This window comes from Streptomyces sp. NRRL S-495, from assembly GCF_000966955.1.
Lineage (GTDB): Bacteria > Actinomycetota > Actinomycetes > Streptomycetales > Streptomycetaceae > Kitasatospora > Kitasatospora purpeofusca.
On the sequence record NZ_JZWY01000272.1, the window covers coordinates 1 to 16,411 of the forward strand.

A 16,411-nucleotide genomic window follows, 5' to 3' on the forward strand; every position below is an offset into this window, starting at 1 on the left:
GGCCAGGGCGGACGAACTGATCGAGCAGGCCCGGCGCGAGGCCGAGCGGATCAACACGGCGACCGAGCGCGAGCACCGCGAGTTCTCCGCCAGGCTGGAGACGGTGCAGCAGCACCTCGACCACATCAAGGCGACGCTGGCCTCGCTCACGGGTGCCGCGGTGGGTGCGATCGAGCCGCTGCCGGCCCCGGTGGCCGAGGCCCTGGCGGCCGAGGCCCGGGCCGATCGGGAGCGGGCCGACGACGCCCCGGCGGACGCCGCGCCCGTCGACGCGGCTCCGGCCGACGCGGCTCCCTCGGACGCGCCCCCGGTGGACTCGGAGGCGGACACCGGGGAGATCCCGCTGCCCGTCCCCGTCCCCGCCGCGGTCCCCGCCGCCGTGTCGGTCCCGGTGCCCGCGGCCGCCGACCCGCGGGCCGTTCTCCGCAAGGAGCCCGTCCCGGCCCTGCCCGTCGGCCCGGCGTCCGGCGCGGGCGAGGCGGCCACCGCGATGCTCCGGGTCACCCCCGGGCGGGTCGCCCCGGCCGTCGCCACCGGCCCGGTGCCGCCGAGGCCGGCCACGCCCCCGCCGGTTCCGGCGGAGGACGGCGGCGAGGGGGCCGGCGCCGAGCGCCCGGCCGAGGAGGAGACCAGGATCATCCCGAAGATCGTGATCGTGGACGACGGCGCCGAGTACGGCACCCCGAACACGGTCGCCTACCGCCGTCGGCGCTGACCGCCCGCCGGCAGTCCGCACGTACCGGGCCCCGAACGCCGAGACGCGTTCGGGGCCCGGCGCGTCCGCGGACCCGGCCGGACGGCTGAGCCAGGGGGAGGCGGACCCGGCGGGACGGCTCAGAGCACCTCGACCGCGGCGCCGCCGGCCAGCCGCCGCCGGCAGTCCAGCACGTACCGGGCGTGGGCGGTGATCGCCCCGTAGTCGAAGTCGTCGTGGTCGGCCAGCAGCACGACCGCGTCCGCCGCCGCCAGCTCCTGCGGGCTCGCCTCCACCCGGTGGACGGCGGCGAAGGGGTCGCCGTGCGGGTCGTGCTCGGCCGCCCGCTGGCCCGGGATCACCGGCTCGGGCACGTGCACCCCGACCACCACGTGCGGATCGGCGGCGCGGACCTCGGCGCCCATCCGGACCAGCAGCTCGGCGACCCGGGCGGCCGGCGTCTCCCGGGCGTCGCCGGTGTTCTTCTTGTACGCCAGCCCCAGCAGCAGCACCCGCGAACCCTTGACCGAGCGCTGCCGCTCGTTCAGCGCCTCGGCGAGCCGCCGGACCACGTAGTCGGGCATGTGGCTGTTGACGTCGTTGGCCAGCTCGACGAAGCGGAACGACTGGCCGAGCGCCCGCTCCACCCGCCAGGACAGGTAGGACGGGTCGATCGGCAGGCAGTGCCCGCCCACCCCCGGGCCGGGGGTGAAGCGCAGATAGCCGAACGGCTTGGTGGAGGCGGCGTCGATGGCCTCCCAGACGTCGATCCCGAGATCGTGGGCGAACATCGCCAGCTCGTTGACCAGGGCGATGTTCACATGGCGGAAGGTGTTCTCCAGCAGCTTGGTCAGTTCGGCCTCCTTGCAGGAGGAGACCGGGACGGTCCGGTCGATCAGCCCGCCGTAGAAGCCCTCGACCGCGGCCAGCGAGGCCGGGTCGATCCCGGAGACCACCTTCGGGGTGTTCTCCAGCCGCCAGGTCGGGTTGCCCGGGTCGATCCGCTCGGGGCTGTAGCCGAGGTGGAAGTCCCGTCCGACGGTCAGTCCCGACCCCTGCTCCAGCAGCGGCGCGAGCAGCTCCTCGGTGGTGCCGGGGTAGGTGGTGGACTCCAGGACGACGGTCGCCCCCGGCCGCAGGTGCTGGGCGAGCAGGGCGGCCGAGGCCTCGATGTACGACAGGTCGGGCACGCCGTCGCGCAGCGGCGTCGGCACGGTGATCACCGCGACGTCGAAGTCCGCGACGTCGGACGGCTCGGCGGACGGCAGATAGCTCCCGTTCTCCAGCAGCGGCCGCAGCCGCTCGGCCGGGATGTCCTCGACGTAGGACTCGCCGACGGCCAGCCGTTTGATCCGGCGCTCGTCCACGTCGTAGCCGACCACCCGGTGCCCGACCTCGGCCGCGCGGACCGCGAGCGGCAGCCCCACGTAGCCCTGGCCTGCGATGACAACGCGCATGACGAAGAACCCCCTCCATCGCGACGCCCCTGGCCCCTCCGGGCGTCTCCACACGGTCTTCACCACAGGGTAGGGAGCGGGGCCGGACGGCGCGGGCTTTCCCGGGATTGCGCCGAAAGGGGCCGGAAAGGGACGCGGGGCCGCGATCGGGGCAGGGCGGCACGCGATCGTGACACCGGGTGTGTGGACGGGAAGGGCGGGCGGGGAAAAGAATGAGGCCGAGACCCGTGGCGTCCTCCAGGAAAGGACGCCACGGTTCCCGGCGTGTGGGCGGGCGCCCCCACCCAGGGCCGCCCGGCCTCGCACTCCCGACCCCCATCGGGTGTGCGACCGTGCCCCTCGCAGCCATCCCCCACGGTTGGGTGCGGCGGGCACATTCACCATGGTGCGCGATCTCCATGGACGGGCAGTGACAGGAGTATGTCCAGATCGTGGCAGAACGCGACGATGGGGAAACGGTCCGGCGGAACGCCAGGACCGGCAGCGTGCGGGCGGTGGTTCGTCCGCACCGGATCGCCGGCGGACCGCGTGCGGTTCGTGCGCGGGTCGCGCGCCGCCCCGCCCCCGGCCGTGTGCCGCGTGCGCGTCAGCCTCGCGGCGTAGGCTGGAGACCCCCGGCCGCACGGCGTGCCGGGCCGTTCGCGTTGCCCCAACGGGCCCAGGGCCCCCGGGCAGCACCTTCCTCGGGACGAAGAAGAGACTCCAGATGAGCCTGACCGGACTGCTCGATGTCGTCGCGCGGGACGCGGCCCTCGCCGAGGCGATCGAGGCCGCCACCGCCACCGGTGCGGCGGCCGGGGGCCGCCACCATCTCGACCTGGTCGGCCCGCCCGCCGCCAGGCCATTCGCGATCGCCGCGCTGGCCCGCGCGCTCGCCGGGCAGGCGGCCGGGGAGCGGGGCCGTCCGGTGCTGGCCGTCACCGCCACCGGCCGGGAGGCCGAGGACCTCGCCGCCTCGCTCCGCTCACTGCTGCCGCCGGACGCGGTCGCCGAGTTCCCGGCCTGGGAGACGCTGCCGCACGAGCGGCTCTCCCCGCGCTCGGACACGGTCGGCCGCCGGCTCGCGGTGCTGCGCCGGATCGTCCACCCGCGGGTCGACGACCCGGCGGCCGGGCCGGTGCAGGTGATCGTCGCGCCGGTCCGCTCGGTGCTGCAGCCGCAGGTGAAGGGGCTGGCCGAGCTGGAGCCGGTGGCCGTGCAGCGCGGTGAGTCGCACGACCTGGACCAGGTGGCCCGGCGGCTCGCCGCAGCCGCCTACTCCCGGGTCGAACTCGTCGAGAAGCGCGGCGAGTTCGCCGTCCGCGGCGGCATCCTGGACGTCTTCCCGCCGACCGAGGAGCACCCGCTGCGGGTGGAGTTCTGGGGCGACGAGGTCGAGGAGATCCGGTACTTCAAGGTGGCCGACCAGCGGTCCCTGGAGATCGCCGAGCACGGCCTGTGGGCGCCGCCCTGTCGCGAGCTGCTGCTGACCGACGAGGTGCGGGCGCGGGCCGCCGAACTGTCCGCCGAGCACCCGGGCCTGGCCGAGATCCTGGATCGGATCGCCGAGGGCATCGCGGTCGAGGGCATGGAGTCGCTGGCGCCCGTCCTGGTCGACGACATGGAACTGCTGGTCGACGTGCTGCCGCTGGGCTCGGTCGCGGTGGTCTGCGACCCCGAGCGGGTCCGCACCCGCGCCACCGACCTGGTGGCGACCAGTCAGGAGTTCCTGCACGCCTCCTGGGTGGCCGCCGCCTCCGGGGGCGACCGGCCGATCGACCTGGAGACCATCGACGTCTCGGCCGCCTCGCTGCGCTCGCTCGCCGAGGTGCGCGAGCACGCCGCCGAGATCGGCCTGCCGTGGTGGTCGGTCAGCCCGTTCGCGACCAGCGACGCCTCGGTGAGCGGGCTGCTGGAGTTCGACACCAACACCCTGACCCTCGGCATGCGCGCGGTCGAGGCGTACCGGGGCGACACCGCCCGGGCGATCGCCGACGCCAAGGAGCGGCTGGCCGCCGACTGGCGGGTGGTCATGGTGACCGAGGGCCACGGACCGGCCTCCCGGCTCGCCGAGGTGCTCGGCAACGAGGGCATCGCGGCCCGGCTGGTCGCCGACCTGTCCGAGGCCCCCACCCGGGACGTCGTGCACGTCTCCTGCGGCTCGATCGAGCACGGCTTCGTCGACGAGACGCTCAAGCTGACCGTGATCACCGAGACCGACCTGTCCGGCCAGCGGTCCTCCACCAAGGACATGCGGCGGATGCCGTCCCGGCGCCGCAACGCGATCGACCCGCTGGCGCTGGTGCCCGGCGACTACGTGGTGCACGAGGCGCACGGGGTCGGCCGGTACGTGGAGATGGTGCAGCGCACCGTGCAGGGCGCCACCCGCGAGTACCTGGTGCTGGAGTACGCGCCGGCCAAGCGGGGCCACCCCGGCGACCGGCTGTTCGTGCCGACCGACCAGCTCGACCAGGTCACCAAGTACGTCGGCGGCGAGGCCCCGACGCTGCACCGGCTGGGCGGCGCGGACTGGGCGAAGACCAAGCAGCGGGCCAAGAAGGCGGTCAAGGAGATCGCCGCCGACCTGATCAAGCTGTACTCGGCCCGGATGGCGGCCCCCGGTCACACCTTCGGCCCGGACACCCCGTGGCAGCGCGAGCTGGAGGACGCCTTCCCCTACGCGGAGACGCCCGACCAGCTGACCACCATCGCCGAGGTCAAGGCGGACATGGAGAAGTCCGTCCCGATGGACCGGCTGATCTGCGGCGACGTCGGCTACGGCAAGACCGAGATCGCGGTCCGGGCGGCCTTCAAGGCGGTCCAGGACGGCAAGCAGGTCGCGGTGCTGGTGCCGACCACGCTGCTGGTGCAGCAGCACTTCTCGACCTTCGCCGAGCGGTACGCCAACTTCCCGGTGACGGTGAAGGCGCTGTCCAGGTTCCAGAGCGACAGCGAGGCCAAGGCCGTGCTGGAGGGGCTGTTCGAGGGCTCGGTGGACGTCGTCATCGGCACCCACCGGCTGTTCTCCTCGGAGACCCGCTTCAAGGACCTCGGCCTGGTCATCGTCGACGAGGAGCAGCGCTTCGGTGTCGAGCACAAGGAGCAGCTGAAGAAGCTGCGGGCCAACGTCGACGTGCTCACCATGTCCGCGACCCCGATCCCGCGCACCCTGGAGATGGCGGTCACCGGGATCCGCGAGATGTCCACCATCACCACCCCGCCGGAGGAGCGGCACCCGGTGCTGACCTTCGTCGGCCCGTACGACGAGAAGCAGATCTCGGCCGCGATCCGGCGTGAACTCCTGCGCGAGGGCCAGGTGTTCTACATCCACAACCGGGTCGAGTCGATCGACAGGGCGGCCGCCCGGCTGAAGGACCTGGTGCCGGAGGCGCGGATCGCCACCGCGCACGGGCAGATGGGCGAGACCCAGCTGGAGAAGGTGGTCGTCGACTTCTGGGAGAAGGAGTTCGACGTCCTGGTGTCGACCACGATCGTCGAGTCCGGCATCGACATCTCCAACGCCAACACCCTGATCGTCGAGCGCGGCGACACCTTCGGCCTCTCCCAGCTGCACCAGCTGCGCGGCCGGGTGGGCCGGGGCCGGGAGCGCGGGTACGCCTACATGCTGTACCCGCCGGAGAAGCCGCTGACCGAGACGGCGCACGAGCGGCTGGCCACCATCGCCCAGCACACCGAGATGGGTGCCGGCATGTACGTCGCGATGAAGGACCTGGAGATCCGCGGCGCGGGCAACCTGCTCGGCGGCGAGCAGTCCGGGCACATCGCGGGTGTCGGCTTCGACCTCTACATGCGGATGGTCGGCGAGGCGGTGGCCGAGTTCCGGGAGTCGCTGGCGGGTGGCGGCGAGCCGGAGGAGGAGCCGCTGGAGGTGAAGATCGAGCTGCCGGTCGACGCCCATGTGCCGCACGACTACGCGCCGGGGGAGCGGCTGCGGCTCCAGGCCTACCGCTCGATCGCGGCGGTCAACTCGGAGGAGGACATCGTCCAGGTCCGGGACGAGCTGGCCGACCGGTACGGCAAGCTGCCCGAGCCGGTGGAGAACCTGCTGCTGGTGGCGGCGCTGCGGCTGTACGCGCGGCGGTGCGGCATCGCGGACATCACGCTGCAGGGCTCCAATGTGCGCTTCGGCCCGGTCGAGCTGAGGGAGTCGCAGCAGCTGCGGCTGAACCGGCTCTACCCGCGCAGCCAGGTGAAGGCGGCGACCAACCAGCTGCTGGTGCCGCGGCCGTCCACCGGGCGGATCGGCGGCAAGCCGCTGGTCGGGCGGGAGCTGCTGGCCTGGTCCAGGGAGTTCCTGTCGTCGATGTTCGACGACCTGGCGGGGGCGAGGAAGTAGCGGATCCCGCGGGGATCGAGGGCCCCCGGAGGGGTCCTCGCCGGGTACGGCGGTCTCGGGCGGTGCTGCCCGAGGCCGCCGTTCGTGTTGTCGTTCGTGTTGTCGTGCGCGTTCTCGTGCGTGCGTGCGCGTTCTCGTGCGTGCGTGCGCGTTCTCGTGCGTGCGTGCGCGTTCTCGTGCGTGCGTGCGCGTTCTCGTGCCTGCGTTCGTGCTCGGTGGTGGGGAGTGCCACCACCGTCAGCCGAGCTTCCACTGGCCGACCTGGTCGGCGAAGCCGTTGTCCAGGGAGAACTGGACCTTGTCGAGCTTGGTGCCGTTCGGCACCTCGAAGACGACGAAGCCCTTGCCCGTCTCGCCGGAGGCGATGTTGGTCGGGGTCTGGAAGGACGGGCCGGCCTTGGTGTCGGCGAGCGTCGGGCCGTACGCCTGGCCCTGGTCGTCGATCACCTTGGCGGCGCTCCACGGGGCCTCGCTGTAGGCCTTGGCGCCGGTCGGCTTGATCTGGAACTGCACGGCGACGTAGTGCTTGCCGTCCGCCGCGGTCAGGTACTCGTTGGTGCTCTGGGCCGGGTCGACCACCTTCAGCGCGGTGACGTCGGCGGTGTTGCCCTTCTCCAGGGTGCTCTTGAGGGCGATGGTGTCGCCGACCTTCGCCGGGGCCTTGGCCGCCTCGGCGGGCTTGCTCTCCGCCGGCTTGGTCTCGGAGGGCTTGCTGTCGGCCGGCTTGGCCGGGGCGCTGCCGCCGGCGCCGGCGCCGGCCGCCGGGGCGGAGGTGGCGGCGGCGGTCTGCTTGGCATCGGTGGAGACGGACGGGCCGCCGGTCGAGTTGCAGGCCGTCGCGGTGAGGGTGACGAGCGTGGCGCCCAGCAGCAGGGCGGCGGTGCGGCGGGTGCGGCGAGTGGTCGCGGACATCGGGGTCTCCTGTCGTGTCGCCGGGTACGGACCGGCGCTTCTCGTCCTGTGCGGTGTCGACCTGACGTGCTGTCGACAGGAGAGATCACATCATCTGCTGTGAACGATGTCAACGGCCTTTCATGAAACATCTCCGTTCACGTGTGAACCGACGGAGCGGCGCCGCTGACTATGCTGTGTGGCCACACCAGTGCCGTCGCCGACGAAGGAGCCCCCATGCCGGACCGTCCCGAGGTGACCGCGGTCGAGATCGCCCGCCTCGCCGGGGTGGGCCGCGCCGCCGTCAGCAACTGGCGCCGCCGCCACCCCGACTTCCCGCGACCCGTCGGCGGCACCGACAGCAGCCCGGCCTTCGCGCTCGCCGAGGTGGAGGCCTGGCTCCGGTCCCAGGGCAAGATCGCCGAACTGCCGCTGCTGGAGCGGGTCTGGCGGCTCGTCGAGACCCTGCGCGACCCGGCCGGCCACCCGGCCGCCCCGCTGGTCCGGGCCGGTGCCGTCCTGCTGCTGCACCACCGCGAACCGGACCGCTGGGCCGCCCTTGCCGACCAGCCGGACACCAGGCTCGCCACCGCCCTGCCGCGCGCCCTCGCCGACACCGCCCGCACCGTGTTCGGCCCCGATGCCGCCACTGGTAACGGCACCGAGGGCGCGGACGGCTCGGACGGCTCGGACGGCTCGGACGGTGCCACCGGCCTCGGGCGGCCCGGCCTGTTCGGCTCCACCGAGCTCGACCTCGCCCGGCTGCTCGCCCGGCTGGCCGCCGAGGAAGGTCCGGCCGCCGGCTACGAACAGCTCCTCACCCGGTACGCCGAGGCCAACACCCGCCAGCTCAGCCCCACCCCGCCGGAGGCCGCCGAACTGCTCGCCGCCGTCGCCGGCGTCCCCGCCACCGTGCTCGACCCCGCCACCGGCCTCGGCGCCCTGCTGCTCGCCCTGCCGTCCACCACCGACCGCTACGGCCAGGACACCGACCCGGTCACCACGGCGCTCGCCCGGCTCAGGCTCGCCCTGCACGCGCCCGCCACCGACCCCGCCCCGCTCCCGGTCGACCTCCGCCCCGGCGACGCCCTGCGTGCCGACGCCTACACCGGGCACACCTTCGACGCGGTGCTCTGCCAGCCCCCCTACAACGAGCGGGACTGGGGCCACGACGAGCTGCAGTTCGACCGGCGCTGGCCCGGCGGCCTCGTCCCGCCGCGCGGCGAGTCCGAACTCGCCTGGGTGCTGCACTGCCTCGCCCACACCAGGCCCGGCGGGCTCACCGCCCTGCTGCTCCCGCCGACCGTCGCCGCCCGCCGGGCCGGCCGCCGGGTCCGCGCCGAACTGCTGCGCTCCGGCGCGCTGCGGGCCGTCGTCGCTCTCCCGGCCGGCGCCGCACCCCCCTACGGGGTGCCGCTCCACCTCTGGGTGCTGCGCGCGCCCCGCCCCGGCGACGACTTCCGCCAAGTGCTCATGCTGGACGCCGCCGCCACCTCGCCCGGCTCCGCCGAACTCGCCGAGGGCGGGCGGGACAAGGTCCGCTGGCCCGAGCTGCGCCGCACCGTCCTGGACGCCTGGCGCGCCTTCGACCTCGCCGCCCGCGAGGGCCTCCCGCTCCCCGAGGACCGGCCCGGCCAGTACCGGACCGTGGCGGCGATCGACCTGCTCGACGACGAGACCGACCTCTCGCCCGCCCGGCGGCCGACCCGGCGCCGGGGGCGGGCGGGGGCGCGGGCCCGGTCGTCACCCTGGGGGAACTGGTCCGCTCCGGACTCCTGGAGGTGCACTCCTCCGGGGCCGGCGCCCCGACCCGGCCCGCCGGCACCGATCCCTCCGGCACTGATCCCTCCGGCACCGATCCCTCCGGCACTGATCCCTCCGCCACCCCTGTGCTGACGGACCAGGACCTGGTCACCGGTGCCGCGCCCGGCGCCGTCCTCGACCGGGCCGCCGCCGAAGGCACCCCACTGACCCGGCCCGGGGACGTGCTCGTCCCCGCCCTCGGCGGCGGCGTGGCCCGGGTGGTCGGCCCGGGCGGCCCGCCCGCCGGCGCCGCCCTCGGCCGCCAGCTGCACCTGCTCCGCCCCGACCCGGCCGCCCTCGACCCGGACTTCCTGGCCGGCCACCTGCGCTCCACGGCCGCCGCCCGCCGGGCCGCCAGTCACGCCTCGACGACGACCAGGCTGGACATCCGCCGGGTCGAGCTGCCGCGGTTGCCGATCGCCGAACAGCGCCGCCTCGGCACGGCCTTCGCCCGGCTGGCCGCCTTCGACGCGACGCTGCAGCAGGCAGCCGCCCTCGGCCACGCCCTCGCCCAGGCCGTCACCGACGCCCTCGCCGCCGGCACCGCCGAGCCCCCGCCGGCCCCCTGACGGTCCCTGACGTCCTCCGGAGCCTGCCGACGCCCGTCGCCGACCGGCTCCGGACGTCGGGCCGACCGACGTCCCACTCCGACCCGGTGCCGCCGGAGCGGTGCGGGCACGACGGAAGGGCTCCGGCCCGACCGGTGCTGGCGGTACGGTGTGCGGAACCGGGTCCGTGATCCGAACGGCCGTCGTCCTCACCCGCTCAGGAGCGCGCATGTCAGGGCAGTACCCCGGGCAGTTCGGCCCACCGCCCGGTGGCGCGCCCGCCGGTGGCATACCCGGCGCCGTGCCCCCGCCCTACGGCCGGACCCTGGTCGCCCGGCCCCCGGGCCCCGGCCGGCCGGTCGGCCCGTACGGCGTGCCCGGACGGGTCCTGGTGGTCCTCGCGCCGCTGCTGACCGTCGGCCTGCTCGGCATGGTGCCGTCGCTGCTGCTGGCCGTCCGCCGCCGCCGGGCGTACGACATCCTGGGCGCGGTGGTGTACGCCGGGCTTTTCCTCGCCTTCTTCATCTGTATCGGGGTGGCCGGCAGCTTCGGCAAGGGCGAGGCGCCGGTCGCCGACGCGGTCGGCACCACGATGATGCTGCTGATGTGGTTCACCCCGCCGGTGCACTTCCTGCTGATGGACCGCCAGGTGGTCTGGTCGGCGGGCCGCCCGGCCGCTCCGGCCGGCGTCGGCGGGCACCCACAGCCGGCCGGCTACGGCTACCCGTCCGCCCAGCCGTACGGCGCCGCGCAGCCCTACCCGTCCGCCCAGCCCCAGCCCCAGCCGTACGGGACGCCGCAGCCGTACCCGCCCGCCCCGACCTACGGCGCCGCCCAGCCGTACGGGACCCCGGCCCCGTACCCGGGCCCGACCCCGTATCCGCAGGCCGGGCAGGCCGGGCAGGCCGGGCAGGCCGGGCAGGCCGGGCAGCCCGGGCAGGCCGCCCAGCCCCCGTACCAGTCCCACCCGCCGACCCGGGCCGTGGGCCAGGGGGCTTCCGGCGCCGGTCCCGCCACCTCCGACGAACTGCGCGAACTCGGCGAACTGCTGCGTCGTCAGGCCCGCGAGGACCATCCGTGACCCTCGCCAGGGTGATCGGCGGCCGCTACCACCTCACCGAGAAGATCGGCCACGGCGGCATGGGCCAGGTCTGGGCCGGCCACGACGAGCGGCTCGCCCGCCCGGTCGCCGTCAAGCTGCTGCGCACCGACCTCCTCCTCGCCGCCGCGGGCGGCACCGACCCGACCACCATCGACCGGCTCCGGCACGGCGACGACCTGCGCCGCCGCTTCCTCCGCGAGTGCCGCACCACCGCCGCCCTCGACCACCCGGGCCTGGTCACCGTCTTCGACGCCGGTGAGGAGGGCGGTGAGCTGTACCTGGTGATGCAGCGCGTCCCCGGCGTCAGCCTGGCCGACCTCATCGCCGAGGACGCGCCGTTCCCGGTCGAGCGCGCGGTCGCCGTGGCCGCCCAGCTCTGCACCGCGCTGGCCGCCGTCCACGCGGTGCGGGTCGTCCACCGCGACCTCAAGCCCAGCAATGTGATGGTCCGGGAGGACGGCCGGACCGTCCTGCTGGACCTCGGCATCGCCACCGCGCTCGACCCCGAGGCCACCCGGCTCACCCTTACCGGCGTCCCGATCGGCAGCCCGTCCTACATGGCGCCGGAACAGGCGCTGTCCGCCGCCGTCGACCCGCGCAGCGACCTGTACGCGCTCGGCTGCCTGCTGCACGAGATGCTGACCGGTGAAGGGCCGTTCCGGGCGCCCACCGCGCTGGGGCTGCTGCGGCGGCATGTCGACGACCCGCCGGTGCCGCTGCGCGACCTGCGGCCCGAGGTGCCGGCCGCGCTGGAGCGGCTTGTGCTCGACCTGCTCGCCAAGCGTCCCGGGGACCGGCCGGCCGACGCCCAGGAGGTGTACGGGCGGCTGCTGCCGCTGCTGCCCGCCGCCGTCTCGGTGCCGCAGCCCCGGTTCGGGCCGCTGCCGGACCCGGCCCGGCCGTACCGGTACCCGCTCCAGCCGCAGCCGCGTCCGGAGGGCGTCGTGCCGGCGGCACCGCCCCGGGCCGAACCACCGCCGTTCCTGATCGCCGCCGTGCCGAACCCGCCCGCCCCTGCGGTGCCGCAGGCTCCGCCGGTGGCACCCGCCCCGCCCGCCCCGGCGGCGGAGGAGGACTTCGCGGCGGCCTGCGCCCGGCTCTCCGACCTGGTCGACGCCGGCCGGCGCCCCGAGGTGCTCGACCTCGCCGCCCGGCTGCTGACGCGCGGACGGTCCGAACTCGGCGACGGCGCGGGGATGGTCCGCACCGTCCGGACCATCTACGCCCGTACGCTCCTCCAGGAGCGGCGCCACCACGAGGCCCTGGCCGAGTACCGGGCGCTCGCCGCCACCGCCGAGGGCGGGCCGCACGGCCGCCGGGCGCTGGAACCGCGCCACCGGGTGGCCGAGTGCCTCGAACAACTGGGCCGGGGCGCGGAAGCGCTCACCGAGTACCAGGCCCTGCTCGTGGTGTGGCCGGAGACCGAACCCGAGCGGCTGCTCGACCTCCGGGAACGGGTCGGCGTGCTGCTGGCCTCGCTCGGCGAGACGGAGGCGGCCTGGTCGTGGCTGCTCCAACTGCTCTTCGACCGCGAACGCCGCGACGGCCCGCACCACCCGGCGGTCCGCCGCCTGCGGCAGACCCTCGACACCCTGCAACCGCACCGCACCAACGCCACCCCTTGGCCCCCGCACGCCTGACCGCCGACTGCGGCTACCCGGCCCGGGGACCGGCGGCCGTTCGCCGACGGGCATGACTTTCGACAGATCCGCGGTGGCGGTGAGGTCCGTAGGGTCGGGCGGATGTGGACGAGAACGTGGTGGGACCGGGGGCTGCTGGTGCTGGCGGCCGGGGCGTTCGGGCTGAGTCCGGTGTCCCTCTGGTGGACGGTGCCGGGCATCGGGGCGGCGTTCGTGGCCGGGGTGCGGATGGAGCGGGTGCGGGAGGCGGTCGCCCTGCTCGCGCTGCTGGTCACGGCCGGGGCACTGGTGGCGGTGGTCGTCCCGGACCTGGCGGTGCAGGCGACGTCGGTCGTCTCGGTCCTGGTCTGCGCCGGAATGGCCCCGTGGATGGTGGGCCGGTTCTGGCGGCAGTCGCAGGAGCTGGTGCGGGCCGGGTGGGAGCGGGCCGAACGGGCCGAGCACGAGCAGCGACTGGTGGCCGAGCGGGCGCGGCTGCGCGAACGCGCCCGGATCGCCCAGGACATGCATGACGCGCTGGGTCACGACCTGAGCCTGATCGCCCTGCGGGCCGGTGCGCTCAAGCTGGCGCCCGACCTGGCCCCGCCGCACCGCGAGGCGGCGCAGGAGATCCGGGCGGGCGCGGCCGCCGCCGTCGAGCGCCTCGGCGAGGTGATCGGCATCCTGCGGGACGACACGGACCCCCACACCGCCCGGGGCCCGGTCGACGCGGGCGTCCCACACCTGGTGGGGGAGGCGGCCGCGGCGGGTCTGGACGTCCGGCTGACCGTCGACGGTCAGCCGGACGGGCTGCCGCGGGCGGCCGAGCACGCCGTGTACCGGGTGGTTCAGGAGGCGCTGACCAACGCCGCCAAGCACGCCCCGGGGGTGCCGGTCACGGTGCTGGTGGCGTACGCGGCGGACGGCGCTCGCGTCCGGGTGCTCGACGGTCCCCGATCGGCGGGCGAGTCGCCGGCCCGGGCCGGGGCGGGAACCGGTGCACCGGGCACGGGCGGTCACGGTCTGCTCGGGCTGGCCGAGCGGGTTCGGCTGGCGGGCGGCACCTTCCGCTACGGGCCCCGGGCCGACGGCGCCGGCTTCGAGGTGAGCGCCCACCTGCCACGGACGGGCGCCCCGACCGCGGCCCCGGCCACGCCGGTCGCGGTGTCGCCGTCCCGTGAACTGCGCCTGGCCCGCCGCCGGGTGGGCCGCATGGTGGCCGCGATCGTCCTGGTGCCGCTCTCCGTCGCGGTGCTGCTGACCACCGTGCTGCGGGGCTGGACGATCCACACCGCCGGGCGGTCCGTGCTCGACCCTGCCGACTACGCCGAACTGCGGGTCGGCCAGGACCGGTCCACCGTGCAGCGATTTCTGCCGGAACATCAGTTTCCGTACCATCCGTCCGTAGGCAACCCGCCACCCGGTGGAGAGGGAGTGACGTGCGAGTACTACGCGATGACGGCCGAGGCGTTCAACAACGACCGCTCGGGGGACGCGTACCGGCTCTGCTTCCGGGGCGGCGTGCTGATCTCCCTGGACGCCCTGGTCGAGTGAGTGCCCGATGAGCGAGGGGGAACTGGAGCACGGCGCCCCGGCGCGGATCCGGGTACTGATCGCGGACGACGAACCGATGGTCAGGGCCGGGGTGCGCGCGGTGCTCGCCACCGATCCGGGCATCGAGATCGTCGCGGAGACCGGCGACGGGCGGGAGGCGGTCGAGCTGCTCCGCCGCCACCGGCCGGACGTCGCGGTGCTGGACATCCGGATGCCGGGCACGGACGGCATCACCGCCGCCGCCGAGATCCGGCGGGTGGGCGTCACCACCAGGACCGGAGCGGCTCCTGGGATCGTCATGCTGACCACCTTCGGTGAGGACGACTACATCCTGCGCGCCCTGAGCGGGGGCGCCAACGGATTCCTGATCAAGTCCGGCGAGCCCGAGGAGCTGATCGCCGGGGTGCGTGCGGTGGCCGACGGGGCCGCCTATCTGTCACCCAAGGTGGCCGCCCGGGTGGTGGCCCACCTCGCCGCCACCCGGTCCGGCGGTCCGGCCGACCGCCGAGCCGCGGCCCAGCGGCAGGTGGCCGGGCTGACCGCCCGTGAGCGCGATGTGCTGACGCTGGTCGCCGCCGGGCTGTCCAACGGTCAGATCGCCCGCCGGATCGGTGTGGTGGAAGGCACTGTGAAGGCGCACGTCAGCTCCGTCCTGGCCCGGCTGGGAGTGGCCAACCGGGCGGCCGCCGCTGTCCTCGCCCACGAGGCCGGCCTGGCGGTGGGCCCGGTCGGCTGAGACCGGGGCCACCGCGCGTGCCGCGGCCGAGGGAGCCAGCAGCAGCGGACCGAGCAGCCGAACCCGGCCCGTCGCGCCGACCACCGCCGTCGCCGAGGGCAGCAGCGCCACCACCACGGCCGCCGTGACCGCCCCGCCCAGCAGGGCCCCGGCGGCCACGTCGTGCGGGTAGTGCACGCCTGCGGCCACCCGGAGGGCGGCCGTACCGAGGCCCACCGGGACGACCAGCCACGCCCACCGCGGTCGCAGCAGCACCAGACCGGTGGCCAGGGCGACGGCCAGGGTGGCGTGGTTGCTGGGGAACGACCAGTCGCCCGGCGGGGGGCAGTCGGCGAGCGCGCTGGACGGCAGTCCGGCCAGGGCCCGGCAGGGGCGTTCCTCGTCCAGCACGAGCTTCAACGCCTCGCTCGCCCCGTACGCGAGCACGGTGCCGAGGCCGGTCAGCACGACACCCGCGACGGTGTCGGCGGCCCGCCGCCCGCGTGCCGTCCACCAGACCAGCGCCAGCAGCAGGCCCAGCACCACCAGACCGGCCTCGGTGGCGGGCTCCAGCAGGGCGGCGAGACGGGACGGGGCGTCGGCGACGGCCTCGGCGACCCGGCGGTAGCCGGCGGTCGACCAGCCATGGGTCGGCGGGCCCGCCCCGGCCGCACCACCGCCCGCCGGAGCCAGCCACCCGACCGCCCCGGCGCCGGTGCCGACGAGTGCCACCGCGAGGACCGCTCTGTTCCTGATCGTGTTCGTCATGACACGGACGGTAGGAGTCGGGGGTGGCTCCCGACCCGACCCGAAAGGCAGGGGCCGACCTTGACGATCGTCAGGGTTGACGTGAGCCCGGTGCCGTGTCGGCGCCCGGCCCGGATGGGCCGTTCGGGCGACGGTCCGCACTGCCCCGGGCACCCCGCCCTACGCTCGGGGGATCCGTGCCGCCCGCATCCGCCGCCCCGCATCCGCCCGCACCCGGAGACCCGCCATGCACCGTCGCCGGACCACCACGACCACCAGGACCACCACGATCACCAGGGCCACCAGCAGGGCCACCAGGACCGCCGCCGTCGTCGTCGTCGTCCTGTTCGCCATGCCGGGGCTGGCCGGGTGCGGCGGGGGCGGACTGACGCCGGGCACGGCGGCGGTGCTGGACGGACGGCGGATCCCGGTGGACGCGGTGGAGGCCAGGGTGGCGGCGCTGCGGCAGGCTCCGGGCGGGGTGTCGGCGGACGCCCGGTGGGAGACGGAGGCCCCCGCCCGGCGGGCGGTCACCGAGCTGGTGCTCGACGCGGTGGTGGCCCGCGCGGTCGCGGACCGGGGTCCTGCGGTCGCGGAGGCCGAGGTGGCGGCCGCCCGGGCGGAGGAGGAACGGCGCCTCGGCGGCGCCGGACGGCTGGCCCGGGCCCTGGCGGCGCAGGGCGTTCCGGCCGGGGCGATCGACGACCGCCTCGGGCGCGAGCTGGGGATCCGCCGGCTCGCCGCGACCGCCGGGGCGGACGCCGACACCCCGGCGGGCGACGCCGCCGTCCGCCGGATCCTGGCCGCCACGGCCACCGCCCTCCACCTGCGGGTGAACCCCCGCTACGGCACCTGGGACCCGGACCGCGCCGCCCTCGCCCCGGCCGCCCGCTCCCGGCCCACCGGCTGAGGCCGACCGGGAACACGGAGCACGGAACACGGAGC

At 75.4% G+C, this 16,411-nt stretch carries 8 protein-coding genes and 3 pseudogenes; 8 read left to right on the forward strand and 3 right to left on the reverse strand.

Translation table 11 applies throughout. The features are described from left to right. Window positions 1-715: pseudogene (locus VR45_RS15580) on the forward strand (hypothetical protein); the annotation flags it as partial. 119 nt (window positions 716-834) lie between these two features. Here VR45_RS15580 and VR45_RS15585 read toward each other — a convergent pair. Further along, window positions 835-2,151 (reverse strand): nucleotide sugar dehydrogenase, encoded by a 1,317-nt coding sequence (locus VR45_RS15585; protein ID WP_045940359.1) that lies wholly within the window; start codon window positions 2,149-2,151, stop codon window positions 835-837. A 706-nt stretch (window positions 2,152-2,857) separates the two neighbouring features. Between VR45_RS15585 and mfd the strand changes: the two genes are divergently transcribed. Beyond that, window positions 2,858-6,487, forward strand: coding sequence for a transcription-repair coupling factor (gene mfd / locus VR45_RS15590; RefSeq protein ID WP_045940360.1), 3,630 nt, complete (start codon window positions 2,858-2,860; stop codon window positions 6,485-6,487). Window positions 6,488-6,724: 237 nt separating this feature from the next. Here mfd and VR45_RS44095 read toward each other — a convergent pair whose 3' ends face one another. After that, the gene (locus tag VR45_RS44095) at window positions 6,725-7,399 is read right to left on the reverse strand and encodes a DUF4352 domain-containing protein (RefSeq protein WP_052709112.1); all 675 of its coding nucleotides are present in this window, start codon (window positions 7,397-7,399) and stop codon (window positions 6,725-6,727) included. A gap of 216 nt (window positions 7,400-7,615) precedes the next feature. Here VR45_RS44095 and VR45_RS15600 point away from each other — a divergent pair. From VR45_RS15600 to VR45_RS15620, 5 genes and pseudogenes are all read left to right on the forward strand, one after another. Further along, window positions 7,616-9,750 (forward strand): annotated as a pseudogene (locus VR45_RS15600) (N-6 DNA methylase). A gap of 208 nt (window positions 9,751-9,958) precedes the next feature. After that, complete coding sequence (locus VR45_RS42355) at window positions 9,959-10,810, forward strand: hypothetical protein (protein WP_052709113.1); 852 nt, start codon at window positions 9,959-9,961, stop codon at window positions 10,808-10,810. Beyond that, window positions 10,807-12,471: a serine/threonine-protein kinase gene (locus tag VR45_RS15610; RefSeq protein ID WP_286163244.1), complete on the forward strand. Its 1,665-nt coding sequence runs from the start codon at window positions 10,807-10,809 to the stop codon at window positions 12,469-12,471. The genes VR45_RS42355 and VR45_RS15610 overlap by 4 nt, the downstream gene beginning before the upstream one ends. Window positions 12,472-12,573: 102 nt before the next feature. Further along, a complete protein-coding gene (locus VR45_RS15615; RefSeq protein ID WP_045940361.1) occupies window positions 12,574-14,004 on the forward strand; it encodes a histidine kinase in 1,431 nt (476 codons plus the stop codon). A 7-nt stretch (window positions 14,005-14,011) separates the two neighbouring features. Continuing rightward, entirely contained in the window at window positions 14,012-14,740 is a 729-nt protein-coding gene (locus VR45_RS15620) for a response regulator transcription factor (protein ID WP_045940362.1), read from the forward strand. A 168-nt stretch (window positions 14,741-14,908) separates the two neighbouring features. On the opposite strand, the pseudogene VR45_RS44100 reads toward VR45_RS15620, so the two are convergent. Beyond that, a pseudogene (locus VR45_RS44100) lies at window positions 14,909-15,487 on the reverse strand (phosphatase PAP2 family protein); the annotation flags it as partial. A 226-nt stretch (window positions 15,488-15,713) separates the two neighbouring features. Between VR45_RS44100 and VR45_RS15630 the strand changes: the two are divergent. After that, window positions 15,714-16,376, forward strand: coding sequence for a hypothetical protein (locus tag VR45_RS15630; RefSeq protein ID WP_052709115.1), 663 nt, complete (start codon window positions 15,714-15,716; stop codon window positions 16,374-16,376). Window positions 16,377-16,411: the final 35 nt, after the last annotated feature.